The organism is uncultured Tateyamaria sp. (genome assembly GCF_947503385.1).
Lineage (GTDB): Bacteria > Pseudomonadota > Alphaproteobacteria > Rhodobacterales > Rhodobacteraceae > Tateyamaria.
In genome coordinates this window covers 926403-940960 of the sequence record NZ_CANNDO010000001.1, presented here as the reverse complement: position 1 = coordinate 940960, position 14558 = coordinate 926403, and the positions used below count along the sequence as shown (strand labels likewise).

The window sequence follows — 14558 nt, the reverse complement described above, 5'->3', positions numbered from 1 at the left end:
ACCCTACTCCTGCGGAATCACGCGAAGACCCAGCTCCATCAGCTGGTCGCTCGCAGGCTCGCTTGGCGCGGCCATCATCAGGTCTTCGGCGCGTTGGTTCATCGGGAACAGGATCACCTCACGGATATTCTGTTCACCCGCCAGCAGCATTACGATCCGGTCGATCCCCGCCGCACAGCCCCCGTGGGGCGGCGCGCCGTACTGAAACGCGTTGACCATCCCGCCAAAGCGTTTTTCGACCTCCTCCTTGCCATACCCGGCAATTTCGAAGGCCTTGAACATGATCTCGGGCCGGTGGTTCCGGATCGCGCCGGACACCAGCTCGTACCCGTTGCACGCCAGATCGTACTGATACCCCAGCACCTCCAGCGGGTCGCCTTCCAGCGCCTCCATCCCGCCCTGGGGCATTGAGAACGGGTTGTGTTCAAAGTCGATCTTGCCGCTTTCCTCGTCCTGTTCGTAAATCGGGAAATCCACGATCCATGCAAAGGCAAAGCGGTCCTCGTCGATCAGCTTCAGTTCTTCGCCAATCACGTTGCGCGCACGCCCCGCCACGGCCTCGAACGTCTTGGGCTTGCCGCCAAGGAAGAACGCCGCATCCCCGACACCAAGGCCCAATTGCTGACGAATGGCCTCGGTACGTTCAGGCCCAATATTCTTGGCCAGCGGTCCAGCCGCCTCCATCCCCTCGCCCTGATCGCGCCAGAAGATGTAGCCCATTCCCGGCAGGCCCTCTTTCTGCGCCCAAGCATTCATGCGGTCGCAAAATTTGCGGCTGCCGCCGCCCGGCGCTGGAATGGCGCGGATTTCGGTGCCGTCCTGCTCAAGCAGCTTTGCGAAAATCGCAAAGCCTGAATCGCGGAAGTGGTCGGAGACCACTTGCATTTTAATAGGGTTGCGCAAATCGGGCTTGTCCGAACCGTACCAGAGTGCTGCGTCGCGGTAGCTGATCTGCTCCCAAGTGTCCGGTGCATCGACTTTCTTGCCGCCGCCAAACTCTTCGAACACACCCGCCAGTACCGGGGCCACAGTGTCGAACACGTCCTGCTGCGTGACAAACGACATCTCCATGTCGAGCTGGTAGAAGTCGGTGGGCGAGCGGTCGGCACGCGGGTCTTCGTCGCGGAAACAGGGCGCGATCTGGAAATACTTGTCAAAGCCCGACACCATCAGCAGCTGCTTGAACTGCTGGGGGGCCTGCGGCAGCGCGTAGAACTTGCCCGGATGCAGGCGCGACGGCACGAGGAAATCGCGCGCGCCCTCGGGCGAGGACGCTGTGATGATCGGCGTCTGGTACTCGCGAAAGTCCTGATCCCACATCCGCTTGCGAATGGACGCCACCACGTCCGAGCGCAGCTTCATGTTCTCCTGCATCTTTTCGCGGCGCAGGTCGAGATAGCGGTAGGTCAGGCGCGTTTCTTCCGGGTATTCCTGATCGCCGAATACCATCAGCGGCAGCTCGCCCGCATGGCCCAACACCTCAAGATCACGCACAAACACTTCGATCTCACCCGTGGGTATCTTTTCGTTGACCAGTGACGCATCACGCGCCTTGACGTTGCCGTCGATGCGAATGCACCATTCCGACCGCACCTTCTCCATCTCGGCAAAAACCGGGCTGTCCGGGTCACACAGGACCTGCGTCACGCCGTAATGGTCGCGCAGGTCGATAAACAGCACGCCGCCGTGATCGCGCACCCGGTGCACCCACCCTGCAAGACGCACGGTATCACCCACATGCCCCGAAGTCAGAGCGGCACAGGTGTGAGAGCGGTAAACATGCATGGAAACGGCCTTTCGGATGCGGGGTCGGAAGTCGGCGCACATACACCGCCCAAGGGGGGATAAGTCAAGCGCACCGGCCCTTGGTACAAAAGAAAAACGCGGGCCCGCGCAGGGGCCCGCGTCGTCATTTCAGCCTATCGCGCGATCAGGCGCGCAGGTCGAACCGGTCGGCCTCCATCACCTTGGTCCATGCGGCAACGAAGTCGCGGGCGAACTTTTCGCCGTTGTCGTCCTGTGCATAGACCTCGGCATAGGACCGCAGGATCGAGTTCGAGCCGAACACGAGGTCCGCGCGCGTTGCCGTCCACTTGGTCTTGCCTGTGGCGCGGTCGCGGATCTCATATTCACCGTCACCCACATGGTGCCAGCTGTTGGCCATGTCGGTCAGATTGACGAAAAAGTCGTTCGTCAGCTGGCCTTCACGGTCGGTGAACACGCCATGTTTGCTGCCGCCGTGGTTGGTGCCCAGCATCCGCATCCCGCCCAACAGCACGGTCGCCTCCGGGGCCGTCAGGCCCATCAGCTGTGCCCGGTCGATCAGCATGTCCTCGGGGCTCTTGCCAGTGTCGCCCTTGTCCCAGTTGCGGAACGCATCCGCGACCGGTTCCAGCACGTCAAAGCTGTCGGCATCCGTCATTTCTTCGGTGGCATCGCCACGACCCGGCGAGAACGGCACCTCGATCTTGAAACCCGCAGCATGCACCGCTGCCTCGACCCCGACATTGCCCGCCAGCACGATCACATCCGCAAGCGATGCGCCGGTCTCTGCCGCGATCGGTTCCAGCTTTTTGAAGACGCCATCCAGACGCTCACGCTCATTGCCGGGCCAGCTGCGCTGCGGCTCGAACCGGATGCGCGCGCCGTTGGCGCCGCCCCGCTTGTCCGACCCGCGATAGGTGCGTGCGCTGTCCCATGCGGTGGCGATCATGTCGGCGTGGCTCAGACCGCTGGCAGCGATCTTGGCCTTTACTGCCTCCACGTCGTAGCCGGTGTTGCCAGCGGGGACCGGGTCCTGCCAGATCAGGTCTTCTTGCGGCACTTCGGGCCCGATATAGTTGACCTTGGGCCCCATATCGCGGTGCGTCAGCTTGAACCAAGCACGGGCAAACGTGTCGCGGAAATAGGCTTCGTCGGCCATGAATTTCTCGCAGATCTCACGATAGATCGGGTCGACCTTCATCGCCATGTCGGCGTCCGTCATCATCGGCATCCGGCGTGTCACGCCGTCACCGGCGTCCACGGGCATATCCTCTTCGCGGATGTCGATGGGCTGCCACTGGTTGGCACCTGCGGGCGACTTGGTCAGCTCCCATTCATAGCCAAAGAGCAGCTTGAAATAGCCCATGTCGAACTTGGTGGGTTCGGTTGTCCAAGCGCCTTCGATCCCCGACGACACCAGCGACCCTGCACTTTCGGTCTGGCTTGGGTTCATCCAGCCGAAACCCTGATTTTCCATCGCGCCACCTTCGGGTTCCGCGCTCAGCGCGGAGGCGTCGCCGTTGCCGTGCGCCTTGCCCACGGTGTGTCCGCCACAGGTCAGCGCGGCTGTTTCCTCGTCATTCATCGCCATCCGGGCAAAGGTGACGCGGACGTGTTCTGCCGTGCGCGCGGGGTTCGGGTTGCCGTTCACGCCTTCGGGGTTCACATAGATCAGCCCCATGTGCACCGCCGCCAGCGGGTTTGCCATCGTGGTGGCATCATCAAGGTCTTCGTAGCGGTTTTCGCTGGGGGCAAGCCACTCTTCCTCTTCGCCCCAGTTGATGTCCGTCTCGGGTGCCCAGATATCCGCGCGGCCGAAACCAAAGCCAAAGGTCTTCAGCCCCATGGATTCATAGGCCACGTTGCCCGCCAGCAGCATCAGGTCTGCCCAGCTCAGCGCATTGCCGTATTTCTTCTTGATCGGCCACAGCAGCCGGCGGCCCTTGTCGAGGCTCACATTGTCCGGCCACGAGTTCAGCGGTGCAAAGCGCTGGTTCCCGGTGGAGCCACCGCCACGACCGTCTTTCAGCCGGTACGTGCCTGCCGCGTGCCATGCCAGACGGATCATCAGGCCGCCATAATGGCCCCAGTCCGCAGGCCACCACGGCTGACTGTCGGTCATCAGCGCGGTCAGGTCCGCCTTGACCGCGTCGTAGTCCAGGCCCTTGACCGCCTCGCGGTAATCAAAATCCTCGTCCATCGGATTGATCCGCGCGCCATGCTGGTGCAGCACATCAAGGTTCAGGGCGTTGGGCCACCAGTCTTTGTTGGTGCGGCCACCAAAAGTGCTGGCAAGGCTCTTGCCATGCATCACGGGGCATTTGCCGACGTCGTTTCCGTCCATTTTGATATCTCCCATCAGTGCTGAATATCTGTTCAGTGCCTCACAGCGATCTAAGCCAGATTTAGACTCATTCTAGGCTTGTTTCGCCTTTCTGCGTGCCGCGCGCCAGTCGAATCGAAACGACCGGATTGGCGCGGCGTATATTGGGTGTGTAGCAGGGCTAATTGATAAGAAGAATTTGCAATATTCTATCGGATCAATAGGTATCCCTTATGGCAAACATCACTCTCAAACAGCTGCGCTATTTCGACGCTGTGGCACAGGCGCAGCATTTTGGGCGCGCCGCAGAAAGCTGTGCAGTGTCGCAGCCTGCCCTGTCCGTGCAGGTTCGCGACCTTGAGGAGACGCTGGGCCTGACCCTGTTCGAACGCTCCCCCCGCAATGTGCGCCTGACCAGCTTTGGCGAAGCGTTCCGCGACCGTGTGCGCGTGATCCTGCGCGACGTGGACGGGCTGGACGATCTTGCCCGCGCTGCCCGCGATGGGCTGGCCGGTCGGCTGCGGCTCGGGGTGATCCCGACCATCGCGCCCTACCTGCTGCCCGCTGTCTTGCCTGCGCTCAGCACAACGCGTCCCGGCATTGACGTCCATATCCGTGAAACCGTCACGCCGCGATTGGTGCAGGAATTGCTCGATGGCAAGCTGGACGCCGCCATTGTGGCACTGCCGCTTGATGAGCCGGGGCTGGTCGAGGTGCCGCTGTTCGATGAGGACATGGTGCTAGTCCGGCCTGACACAGATACCGAGGCCCCTGTGCCTGCCCCCGATCAGCTTGGCACTATGCGCCTTTTGCTACTCGAAGAAGGGCACTGCTTTCGTGATCAGGCGCTGTCGTTCTGCAATGTGGGCGCCGCCGCGCGCGAGGGACTGGATGGCAGTGCGCTGTCTACATTGGTGCAGATGGTCGGGGCCGGTCTGGGCGTCACGCTCATTCCTGAAATGGCCGTCCCTGTCGAGGCGCGCGCCGCCCGCGTCCATATTGCGCGGTTCAAGGTCCCCGCGCCCAAACGTGCCGTCGGCATGGTCTGGCGTAAAACCACACCAATGGCCGATCACCTTGCTGACATTGCGCAGATCGTGGCTGCCGCTCAGGCCGGCAAAGCCCCGGTCAACACGTAGCGCAGGATTTCAACCACCTGTTGCGGCTCCTCTGCCACGGCCAAAGCCGCTGCATCGACCTCCTTCAGCGCGTGTGCGTGGTCCGGCCCGTGCAGTATGATCAACGACTTGCCCAACGCGGCGGCATAACCTGCGTCAAACGCGGCGTTCCATTGCTTGTACTGGTCCCCGAACCGCACGACCACGACGTCTGCATCGGCAATCCCCTTGCGGGTGCGGATCGCGTTGACCATCGCGCCTTTGTGGTCGTGCCAATACTTGTTCGGCTCCGCACCAAGGATGGCCACACCGCAATCGTCGCTGGCCGCATGATCCGTCACTGGCGCGGCAAAGCTGACATCCAGCCCCGCCGCCCCGGTTATGATCTGCTCCCGCCAGTCGGTGTGGATTTCGCCGGATAGATAAACGTTGAGCATGACGGGCCTCCTGTCGGTATGGTTCCGCCATAGGTGCGGCGCGCGCACCGGTTGGCAAGCTCAAACCTTGTGCGCGACCACGAAATGACTGGGCGGGCGCACCGGGTAGTTGCCCGTTTCGACAATGCGGAACCCCGCCGCCGTGATGTCATGCTCCAGCCCGGTGATAGTCTCGTAGCGCACAAATGGCGCCTTGCCGAGCAGCTGCAGGATGGGGATCGCCCGCCGCAACAGACCGAATTTCCAGCCCAGCGAACGCTCGCCGATGCACGGTGTCTTTGAGATGAAAAGTCCGTTTGGCGTCAGCAGGTCATGGATGCGGGCATAGGCACTGCGCGGATCCTCCACGAGATGGAACAGATTGAAGCCGACGATCACATCGAACACACCTGCCTCCAGCTCCGGCGAGAACACGTCGGCCTTGAGAAAGGAGACATTGTCTGCCTGCGGACGGTCATAGGCCTGCGCAATCATGCCTGCGGAAAAGTCGGTGGCCACAACGCTGTGCACATGCGGTGCAAGTCGCAGCGCCGTTCCGCCCGTGCCGCAGCCCAGTTCCAACAGCCGGGTTTCGGGCCGTAAATAGCTGATGGTGCGGGCCAGTGTTTCTTCGTAGGCGCCCATATCGGATATGGGCTGCTGTGCGTATTTGGGGGCGGCCTTGTCCCAGAATGTATGATCAACGGTCATTGCGTGTCTCCTTTGATCGTGCATATACATATCCTGAAAACGCCTCAAAATCATCAATAATGCATCTCACTCATGCAAAATCGCATGGATCAAGGATTTGACTGGAACCGCCTGCGCGCTTTTCTGGCGACAGCGGAAACCGGAAGTCTGTCGGCGGCGGCCCGGTCGCTGGGCCTGACCCAGCCCACGCTGGGTCGGCAGGTCACAGCGCTGGAAGATGAATTGGGGCTGGCGCTGTTTGAACGGACGGGGCGCGCGATGGCACTGACCGATGCGGGGCACGAGTTGCTGCGCGATGCCCGCGCCATGGGCGAGGCGGCGAACCGTATCGCACTGCTGGCCGAGGGGCGTGCCCACGCGCTCGAGGGGCAGATCAAGGTCACGGCCAGCGACATGACCAGCGCCTATATCCTGCCCGACTTACTGGTGCGGCTGCGCAGCATCGCCCCGCGCCTGCGTATCGACGTGATCGCGGCGAATGACATTCGCGACATTCTCCACCGCGAGGCGGATATTGCCATCCGTCACGTGCGCCCGACCGAACCGGATCTGATCGCCCGGCTGGTGCGCGACGCGCCTGCACATTTCTACGCGTCGCAGGATTATGTCGCAGAGCGCGGCCTGCCTGAGACATCCGCAGACCTTGCAGGGCACGATTTTATCAGCCTTGGTGACGACGTACGGATGCGCACGGCAATGGCGCAATACGGCGTACCGGTGGACAAGATCCAAATGCGGGCCGGATCAGACAGCGGGATCGCCACGTGGGAAATGGTGCGCAAAGGGTTGGGCATTTTTCCAATGTCCGACGAAATAGCCGGTCAGTTTCCGGATGTCGTGCGCCTGCTCGACGGTCAGGTGGACATCACCTTTCCCATCTGGCTCGTCACCCACCGCGACCTGCACACCAGCCGCCGCATAAGACTGGTCTTTGATCTACTGGCCGAAATGACCGGCACGGCTTGACCGCCCGCCCCTTGCCCTAACGCGCGACGCTTCGGGGGGAGGCCAAAGGCCGGGGGCAACGCCCCCTGAAACATGTCGTGCGCCTAAGGCGCGCAATGGGATCAACCGCGCAGGGTGCCGCCTGTGGCCTTGGTCACCTTGTCGATGACCTTTTGACCAACAGCCTCGATCTCGGCTTCCTTCAGTGTGGCGTCTCGGGGCTGCAAGCGCACCGTGATCGCAAGGGACTTTTTGCCCTCCCCCAACGATCCACCGATAAACTCATCGAACACCCGCACGTCCTCGATCAGCGACTTATCGGCGCCAAGGGCGGCGTTCACCAGTGTCAGCGCTTCGACATCGGCGTCCACCACAAAGGCAAAGTCACGCTCGACCGCCTGCAAGTCACTGATGTCCAGCGCGCCACGCGATGCACCGCTTTTGCGTGGCAGCGGGATTTCGGCAGGCCACAGGGTAAAGGCCATTGCGGGCCCCTTAATGTCCATCGCGGTCAGCACTTTGGGGTGCAGCTCACCAAAAACGCCGAGCACTTTTTTGGGGCCAAGGCAAATCTTGCCATGCCGTCCCGGATGCCACCATTCGCGCGCGCCGCGCAGGATTTGCACCCTTGCAGGCGCGCCAAGTGCGCTCAGGATCGCCTCGGCATCGGCCTTGACGTCGAACACGTCGACGGCGCGGGACGCGCCGTGCGTGTCCTTTGGCCCGGTGCGCCCGACCAGCAGGCCTGAAATCAGCGTGTGCTGTTCACCCGGCTCACCGCCGTGAAAGGCAGGACCCACCTCGAACAGCGCAAGGTCCATAAACCCCCGGGCTTGATTGCGCGCCGCCGCCTGGAGCAGGCCCGGCAACAGCGCCGGGCGCATATGGCTCATGTCCGACGAGATCGGGTTTTCCAGTTGCGTGGACGTGTCGCCCCCACCAAACAGCGCTGCCGCAGCCTGATCAATGAAGCTGTAAGTGACACATTCATTATATCCCAGCGCCGCCGCCGTGCGGCGCGCAATCTGTTCGCGACGCTGCATCGGCGTCATCACAGGTTTCGGCACACCATCGGTCAAACGGGGCAGGGGTTTGCCCTGCAACTTGGTCAGTGATGCCACGCGCGCCACTTCCTCGACCAGATCTGCCTCGCCCAGCACATCCGGGCGCCAAGACGGCACATGTGCCATGTCCCCCTCAAGGCGGAACCCAAGACGCGTCAGTGTCTGGCGCTGTTCGCTTTCGGGAATGTCCATGCCGACAAGGCTGCGCACCCGCGCAGCGTTCAGCCGGAACGCCCGCGCCGTGTTGGGCACAGCGCCAGCGCTGATCACATTTGATGCCGTTCCGCCTGCATGATCGAGGATCATGGCGCAGGCGTGATCCAGACCCACAGGTGTAAAGGCCGGGTCCACACCCCGTTCAAAGCGATAGCGCGCATCCGAGTTGATCTTGAGCGCGCGGCCCGCATAAGCGATTTGCACAGGGTCCCAATACGCACTTTCAACGAACACGTTGACCGTGTCTTCGGTGCAGCCGGTCGCCATGCCACCCATGATGCCCGCGATGCTCTCGGGGCCTGTGTCGTCGGAAATCACCATCTGACCCGCTTGCAGCGTATAGGTCTTTTCGTCGAGCGCCACGATCTCTTCACCACCTGCTGCGCGGTGCACGCGCAAGTTGCCGGCCACCTTGTCGGCGTCAAACACATGCAGGGGCCGGTTCTGGTCAAAGGTGAAGAAGTTGGTCACATCGACCAGAAATGAGATCGGACGCAGGCCGATGGCCCGCAGCCGGTCCTGCAACCATGCGGGGCTGGGTCCGTTCGTGACCCCACGTATCAGGCGCCCGTAAAAGGCAGGGCAGCCATCCAGCGTGTCGTCGTCGATACTGACGGAAATGTCGGAGACAAACGCACTCTCGACCGCGCTGTCGGGATAGGGTCGCATCGTTCCGATGCCCCGCGCGGCCAAGTCTCGCGCGATGCCCCGCACACCCAGCGCATCTGGCCGGTTCGGGGTGATCGCAATCTCGATCACCGGGTCGACCTTGGCCGGGTCATTGGCGGCCAGCCAATCGACAAAGCGTTCGCCCACCTCTCCTGATGGCAGTTCGATGATGCCATCATGTTCGTCACTGAGTTCCATCTCGCGTTCAGAGGCCATCATGCCGAAGCTCTCGATACCGCGTATCTTGCCCACGCCAATCGTCGTGTCGATACCGGGAACGTAGACGCCCGGTTTGGCCACGACAACCGTGATCCCCTCGCGCGCATTGGGTGCGCCGCAGATGATCTGCTTGGTGCCTTCGTCCGTGGCCACCTGACAAACGCGCAAGCGGTCCGCGTCGGGATGTTTCTCCGCGCTCAACACCTTGCCGATGGTAAAATCGGCAAGCGACGCGCCGCGATCTTCGATGCCTTCGACCTCAAGCCCGAGATCGGTCAGGGCATAAGCGATCTCGTCCACCGATGCGGTGGTGTCGAGGTGATCCTTGAGCCAGCTGAGCGTGAATTTCATGGGTCTGCCCTTTGCGCGGATATTGCGCCCGCAATGGCAAAGATCGCGCCCATGTGCAAGCGGCGGGACTAGCCCTTGTCGCCAACATTCTCCGCAAAGGCTGTCTTGAACGCCTCCTGCTGCGCGCCGGATGCCTCTGTCTGGTGGTTGGCCTTCCACGCGTCCATGGTCATGCCGTAAAACGTCTCGCGCGCGGCATCCTTGGACATCTCGATGCCCTTTTCGGCGGCTGCCTCTTGGTACCAGCGGCTCAGGCAATTGCGGCAAAAGCCTGCGAGGTTCATCATGTCGATGTTCTGCACATCCGTGCGGTCCTGCATCAGATGCTGGCGCAAGCGGCGGAAGGCGGCGGCTTCGAGTTCGATACGGGTCTGATCATCCATGCGGGTGGTCCTTTTGTCTGGCGTCGGACCGGGGCGCTGCCCCGGACCCCGGAGTATTTGAAAAGAGAAGAAGCAGGGGATGGGTTAAAGATTGGCGTCCTGACGGGCGGCTTCAAGGTGGGTGGCGATCCGGTGTGCCCATTCGCTTTGATCTGCCTCAGTTGCAATCAGATCCTGTCGTACTTCGAGGAGCACATTGGGGCGGCCGGGGCCATGGGCGTGCCGGGTGAAGCTGTCGCCGGGAAAGAAGCCCGCATAGGGTTCATTGTCACCGATGGGGCTGTCGAGTGTGCGGCCAAGATGTGCGATGAGCGGATCGGCGATGCGCCGGTCTTGGGCGGACAGCACACCGACCTCCCATGGGCGCGGCGGACGGTCCTTGAGACGCGGCGTGAAGCTGTGCATGGCGAGGAAGATCACCTCGCGCGCTTGCGCCTGCCCAGCGATGGCTTCGTGGTAAGGGTCATAGAGCCTGTCGATGCGGCGCTGCCGTTCGGTACCGTCCAGATATCTGTTCGCAGGAATGATGGTGCCATCGTAAAGCTGTGGGATCAGCGTGGGGTCGTCCGCGCCCCGGTTCGGGTCGATCACCAGCCGCGAAAAGTTCGACGCCACCACCGGCGCGTCCAGCAGGCGGCCCAAAGCCAGTGCAACACCCAGCGCGCCGATATCGTAGGCAATGTGGCGGTCCATTTCGGTATCCGGCAACCCCAGATCACCGTCGGCAACATGGGGCGGTACGGTGTTCGTCGCGTGATCACAGGTGATCACCCAGCGCCCCTGACGCGCCGCGCCGTCGATGAAATAGGGTTCGTATGTCATGCAGCCGTTACCATTGCTCGCGCAGGTGTAGGCCAGTTGCCACGCCTTGTGAATTGGGCAATAAGGACGCTGTTAGCGATATCATCAAAGGGCTTTGTCACATGCGACGGATGCGGAACGTGAAAATTGTGGCCACCCTTGGCCCAGCTTCGGACACATATGACACCATCCGCGCCCTGCACGAAGCAGGAGCAGATGTATTCCGTCTGAACATGTCGCATGGCAGCCACGCAGAAATCGCAGAAAAGCACGCCCATATCCGCAAGATCGAGACTGACCTCGGTTCGACCATCGCGATCCTTGCGGACCTTCAGGGTCCCAAGTTGCGGGTCGGCGTGTTCGCCAATGAAAGCGAGATGCTGGAGGACGGCGCTGCATTCCGGCTGGACCTTGATCCCGCCGAAGGTGATGTGCACCGCGTGTGCCTTCCGCATCCTGAGATTTTTGCGGCGCTCGAAGCGGGTGCGACCCTGTTGGTCAATGATGGCAAGATCCGCCTGCAGGTCACATCCTGCGGCCCCGACTTTGCTGAATGTGTCGTGATTGCGGGTGGGGCAATTTCCAACCGCAAGGGCGTGAACGTGCCGGATGTCGAACTGCCGCTGGCCGCGCTGTCGGACAAGGACCGGGCCGATCTGGCCTTTGTTGCGGAACTGGGTGTGGACTGGATCGCGCTGAGCTTTGTCCAGCGGCCTGCGGATGTGATCGAAGCGCGCGAGTTGATCAAGGGGCGCGCCGCCGTTCTGTCCAAGATCGAAAAGCCAAATGCGGTCGAGCGGTTCGACGACATCCTTGAGGCAAGCGACGGCATCATGGTCGCGCGTGGTGATCTGGGTGTCGAATTGCCGGTGCAGAATGTGCCGCCCATCCAGAAGCGCCTTGTGCGGAAATGTCGGGCTGCGGCCAAGCCCGTGATTGTTGCCACGCAAATGCTGGAATCGATGATCGAAAGCCCGATGCCCACCCGTGCCGAAGTCAGCGATGTGGCCACCGCGATCTATGAAGGTGCTGATGCCGTGATGCTCAGCGCGGAGAGCGCCGCGGGCAGTTTTCCGATTGAGGCGGTCACCACCATGGACCGCGTCGCCGCCGAGGTCGAACAGGACCCGACCTACACCCAGATTATCGAAGCCAGCCGTCACACCAATGGCAAGACCGTGGCCGATGGCATCGTCGCAGCGGCGCGCGAGATTGCGGAAACGGCGGACATTAAGGCGATCTGCTGTTTTACCCAGTCGGGGACAACCGCGCTTTTGGTGGCGCGCGAGCGTCCGCGGGTGCCGATCATCGTGCTGACGCCGCTGAGCAACACAGCGCGCCGCATGGCGCTGAGCTGGGGCTGCAATTGCGTGATCACCGAAACGGTAGACCGGTTCAAGGGCGCGGTGGTTGCCGCCGTCCTTGCCGCCCGCAAGAACGGCTTTGCCACGGCGCAAGATCAGGTGGTTGTGACGGCAGGTGTGCCATTCAATGTCACAGGCACCACCAACATCTTGCGTGTGGCCCCATGCGATGAACGTTTGATTTACTCGACCGATCCGGAGTAACTTTCTGACAGTTAAGTTCAGGATGTTATTCGTATGAACCCGGATCTTTTTCTGGTGCTCGGCATCGTTGTCGCGGGATTTTCGATCCCGTCTGTCTTGTCCGCGATCACGGATGGCAGGGCGCCACGCGCCTCGGCTGTTACGATTTTGATAGCGGGTGGTTTGGTTCTGTATGCCATGCAGACAAAACAGGGGGGATACGCGTTGAGCGATATTCCCGATGCCTTTGTCCGTGTGGCGGCACAGATTATGCCCTGACGCGGCGTGTTGCGACGGCGTTCCGACTGGTCAATCCACATCTGCGTGCGTTGATCCAACATGTGTTTGCCCAGCCGGGTGCCGCGCTCGCGTCGACACTTACAACCCCACGCAGGAACCGCGATATGGCGTCGTTTCAGACATTGTACATGTGCATGACATCCCGCACGGGCAATTCGGCGGCCTGGCTCTGACAGGTTCTTCATGAGGTTTTCCGACGGCGCACTTTACGTGTACCCGGCGTGCATCATTCCGGATCTGCGCCGCAACCGCAGTGCGGATTGGCGATCCCGGGACTGTTGGGACACGTGCGGCAACACCCCCCGCGCAACAGAAAGGACGACTTGCAGCCGCTTGTGTGCGATGGGTCCAAGAAAACACCCGGCGCCACTGGCCGTTCCGGCCACGGTGGTGAACAGCGTGGGTTCGATGATGGCGACCCCGCCGGGTGCATTTGCAACTAAACCCTTGCGCTTTGGGCGGACCCGTCTTAAACGCCCACTTCATTCCGCGCGACCGGCCCAAGTGGCATGCCGAGTCGCGTGTAAACCGCACTGCAAGACTGGAGACGGAAATGCCCAAGATGAAGACCAAGTCGAGCGCCAAAAAGCGCTTCAAGGTGACTGCGACCGGAAAGGTCATGGCAGGTCAGGCCGGTAAACGCCACGGCATGATCAAACGCACTCGCAAATTCATTCGTGACGCCCGCGGCACGACCACTCTGTCGGCTCCCGACGCCAAAATCGTCAAGGGCTTTATGCCCTACGACCGCTGATAGGAGGATAGACACATGTCCCGCACCAAAGGTGGAACCGTCACTCACGCCCGTCATAAGAAGGTCATCAAGGCCGCCAAAGGCTACTATGGCCGCCGCAAGAGCACCTTCAAGGTTGCCCGTCAGGCCGTCGACAAGGCCAACCAATACGCGACCCGCGACCGGCATAACCGCAAACGCAACTTCCGCGCTCTGTGGATCCAGCGCATCAATGCGGCTGTGCGCGCCCATGACGAGGCACTGACATATTCGCGCTTCATCAACGGCCTGAACCTTGCCGGGATCGAAGTGGACCGCAAAGTGCTGGCCGATCTGGCCGTGAACGAGCCCGAGGCGTTTGCCGCGATCGTGGATCAGGCCAAGGGTGCCTTGCCTGCCTGAGCGAACTCAGCATGACACATCAAGAGGCCGTCCCGATCCGGGGCGGCCTTTTTTGATTGTCGAGACGGGTCGTAGCCCCATATCCTCCTGTAACGGTGGTTCGGGCGATTCCCCCGAGCACGGCTTAAGTGTCGAAACCGAATGACAAAAATTGCAGTAATGGTGCCCTGAAATGAACCTCACCCGGCTTGTCTATTATTCACAACGCAACCCATCCGAGAGTATGGATGCACAGCAGCTGATCGAGACCTGCCAACGCAACAACCAGCGGATGAATCTGACCGGTATGCTGCATTACAACGGGGACCATTTTCTGCAAGTGATCGAAGGCGGGCGCGTCGAGGTGTCGGCGCTTTACCACCGCATTGCGCGTGATCCGCGCCACAACAACATTATCCTGCTGGCCTGCACGGACGTGCGCGAACGGATGTTCCCGGCGTGGTCCATGGGATTGCATCAAGGCATGGATGAGCGGGCGCAAAAGATTTACCTGCGCTACTTCTCAACGGATGAGATCAACCCCGAGACGGTCAATGTGGAAAGCCTGTTGGACGTGCTTCAGGACCTGTCGGTCGAACTCACGCCCAACGACTAGC

14 protein-coding genes are annotated in these 14558 nt (G+C 61.5%); 7 read left to right on the top strand and 7 right to left on the bottom strand.

What is annotated here, in order from left to right; translation table 11 throughout:
* Positions 1 to 3: 3 nt before the first annotated feature.
* Positions 4 to 1785: an aspartate--tRNA ligase gene (aspS, locus tag Q1A85_RS04660; protein ID WP_299685768.1), complete on the bottom strand. Its 1782-nt coding sequence runs from the start codon at positions 1783 to 1785 to the stop codon at positions 4 to 6.
* Positions 1786 to 1930: 145 nt separating this feature from the next.
* Positions 1931 to 4108 carry a catalase/peroxidase HPI gene (katG, locus tag Q1A85_RS04655; RefSeq protein ID WP_299685765.1) on the bottom strand — a complete coding sequence of 726 codons (2178 nt, stop codon included), beginning with the start codon at positions 4106 to 4108 and terminating at the stop codon, positions 1931 to 1933.
* Positions 4109 to 4320: 212 nt separating this feature from the next.
* Here katG and Q1A85_RS04650 point away from each other — a divergent pair, with 212 nt between their 5' ends.
* The gene (locus Q1A85_RS04650; RefSeq protein ID WP_299685762.1) at positions 4321 to 5226 is read left to right on the top strand and encodes a hydrogen peroxide-inducible genes activator; all 906 of its coding nucleotides are present in this window, start codon (positions 4321 to 4323) and stop codon (positions 5224 to 5226) included.
* Here Q1A85_RS04650 and Q1A85_RS04645 read toward each other — a convergent pair.
* Positions 5196 to 5642 (bottom strand): YtoQ family protein, encoded by a 447-nt coding sequence (locus Q1A85_RS04645; RefSeq protein WP_299685759.1) that lies wholly within the window; start codon positions 5640 to 5642, stop codon positions 5196 to 5198. The two genes, Q1A85_RS04650 and Q1A85_RS04645, sit on opposite strands and share 31 nt — an antisense overlap.
* A 60-nt stretch (positions 5643 to 5702) precedes the next feature.
* A complete protein-coding gene (locus Q1A85_RS04640) occupies positions 5703 to 6332 on the bottom strand; it encodes a class I SAM-dependent methyltransferase (RefSeq protein WP_299685756.1) in 630 nt (209 codons plus the stop codon).
* Positions 6333 to 6416: 84 nt separating this feature from the next.
* On the opposite strand from Q1A85_RS04640, the gene Q1A85_RS04635 reads away from it, so the two are divergent.
* Positions 6417 to 7298 (top strand): LysR family transcriptional regulator, encoded by an 882-nt coding sequence (locus tag Q1A85_RS04635; RefSeq protein WP_299685753.1) that lies wholly within the window; start codon positions 6417 to 6419, stop codon positions 7296 to 7298.
* A 101-nt stretch (positions 7299 to 7399) separates the two neighbouring features.
* Here Q1A85_RS04635 and pheT read toward each other — a convergent pair whose 3' ends face one another.
* The 3 genes from pheT to Q1A85_RS04620 all read right to left on the bottom strand — a co-directional run bounded on the left by pheT (position 7400) and on the right by Q1A85_RS04620 (position 11001).
* Positions 7400 to 9796: a phenylalanine--tRNA ligase subunit beta gene (pheT, locus tag Q1A85_RS04630; RefSeq protein WP_299685750.1), complete on the bottom strand. Its 2397-nt coding sequence runs from the start codon at positions 9794 to 9796 to the stop codon at positions 7400 to 7402.
* Between the two features lie 68 nt (positions 9797 to 9864).
* Entirely contained in the window at positions 9865 to 10179 is a 315-nt protein-coding gene (locus tag Q1A85_RS04625) for a DUF1244 domain-containing protein (RefSeq protein ID WP_299685747.1), read from the bottom strand.
* Positions 10180 to 10263: 84 nt separating this feature from the next.
* Positions 10264 to 11001, bottom strand: coding sequence for an N-formylglutamate amidohydrolase (locus tag Q1A85_RS04620; RefSeq protein WP_299685744.1), 738 nt, complete (start codon positions 10999 to 11001; stop codon positions 10264 to 10266).
* Positions 11002 to 11102: 101 nt separating this feature from the next.
* Between Q1A85_RS04620 and pyk the strand changes: the two genes are divergently transcribed.
* The 5 genes from pyk (at position 11103) to Q1A85_RS04595 (ending at position 14557) form a co-directional block, all read left to right on the top strand.
* On the top strand, positions 11103 to 12548 hold the full coding sequence (gene pyk, locus Q1A85_RS04615; protein ID WP_299685741.1) for a pyruvate kinase: 1446 nt from the start codon (positions 11103 to 11105) through the stop codon (positions 12546 to 12548).
* A 33-nt stretch (positions 12549 to 12581) separates the two neighbouring features.
* Complete coding sequence (locus Q1A85_RS04610; protein WP_299685738.1) at positions 12582 to 12806, top strand: hypothetical protein; 225 nt, start codon at positions 12582 to 12584, stop codon at positions 12804 to 12806.
* A gap of 574 nt (positions 12807 to 13380) precedes the next feature.
* A complete protein-coding gene (gene rpmI / locus Q1A85_RS04605) occupies positions 13381 to 13581 on the top strand; it encodes a 50S ribosomal protein L35 (RefSeq protein WP_027263382.1) in 201 nt (66 codons plus the stop codon).
* A gap of 15 nt (positions 13582 to 13596) precedes the next feature.
* The gene (gene rplT / locus Q1A85_RS04600) at positions 13597 to 13962 is read left to right on the top strand and encodes a 50S ribosomal protein L20 (RefSeq protein WP_299685735.1); all 366 of its coding nucleotides are present in this window, start codon (positions 13597 to 13599) and stop codon (positions 13960 to 13962) included.
* A 172-nt stretch (positions 13963 to 14134) separates the two neighbouring features.
* Positions 14135 to 14557 carry a BLUF domain-containing protein gene (locus Q1A85_RS04595; RefSeq protein ID WP_299685732.1) on the top strand — a complete coding sequence of 141 codons (423 nt, stop codon included), beginning with the start codon at positions 14135 to 14137 and terminating at the stop codon, positions 14555 to 14557.
* The last annotated feature ends 1 nt before the right edge of the window (position 14558 follow it).

Coding starts and splice junctions, on each gene's coding strand:
- aspS (WP_299685768.1), bottom strand. CDS start 1,785: ATGCATGTTTACCGCTCTCACACCTGTGCCGCTCTGACTTCGGGGCAT.
- katG (WP_299685765.1), bottom strand. CDS start 4,108: ATGGACGGAAACGACGTCGGCAAATGCCCCGTGATGCATGGCAAGAGC.
- Q1A85_RS04650 (WP_299685762.1), top strand. CDS start 4,321: ATGGCAAACATCACTCTCAAACAGCTGCGCTATTTCGACGCTGTGGCA.
- Q1A85_RS04645 (WP_299685759.1), bottom strand. CDS start 5,642: ATGCTCAACGTTTATCTATCCGGCGAAATCCACACCGACTGGCGGGAG.
- Q1A85_RS04640 (WP_299685756.1), bottom strand. CDS start 6,332: ATGACCGTTGATCATACATTCTGGGACAAGGCCGCCCCCAAATACGCA.
- Q1A85_RS04635 (WP_299685753.1), top strand. CDS start 6,417: ATGGATCAAGGATTTGACTGGAACCGCCTGCGCGCTTTTCTGGCGACA.
- pheT (WP_299685750.1), bottom strand. CDS start 9,796: ATGAAATTCACGCTCAGCTGGCTCAAGGATCACCTCGACACCACCGCA.
- Q1A85_RS04625 (WP_299685747.1), bottom strand. CDS start 10,179: ATGGATGATCAGACCCGTATCGAACTCGAAGCCGCCGCCTTCCGCCGC.
- Q1A85_RS04620 (WP_299685744.1), bottom strand. CDS start 11,001: ATGACATACGAACCCTATTTCATCGACGGCGCGGCGCGTCAGGGGCGC.
- pyk (WP_299685741.1), top strand. CDS start 11,103: ATGCGACGGATGCGGAACGTGAAAATTGTGGCCACCCTTGGCCCAGCT.
- Q1A85_RS04610 (WP_299685738.1), top strand. CDS start 12,582: ATGAACCCGGATCTTTTTCTGGTGCTCGGCATCGTTGTCGCGGGATTT.
- rpmI (WP_027263382.1), top strand. CDS start 13,381: ATGCCCAAGATGAAGACCAAGTCGAGCGCCAAAAAGCGCTTCAAGGTG.
- rplT (WP_299685735.1), top strand. CDS start 13,597: ATGTCCCGCACCAAAGGTGGAACCGTCACTCACGCCCGTCATAAGAAG.
- Q1A85_RS04595 (WP_299685732.1), top strand. CDS start 14,135: ATGAACCTCACCCGGCTTGTCTATTATTCACAACGCAACCCATCCGAG.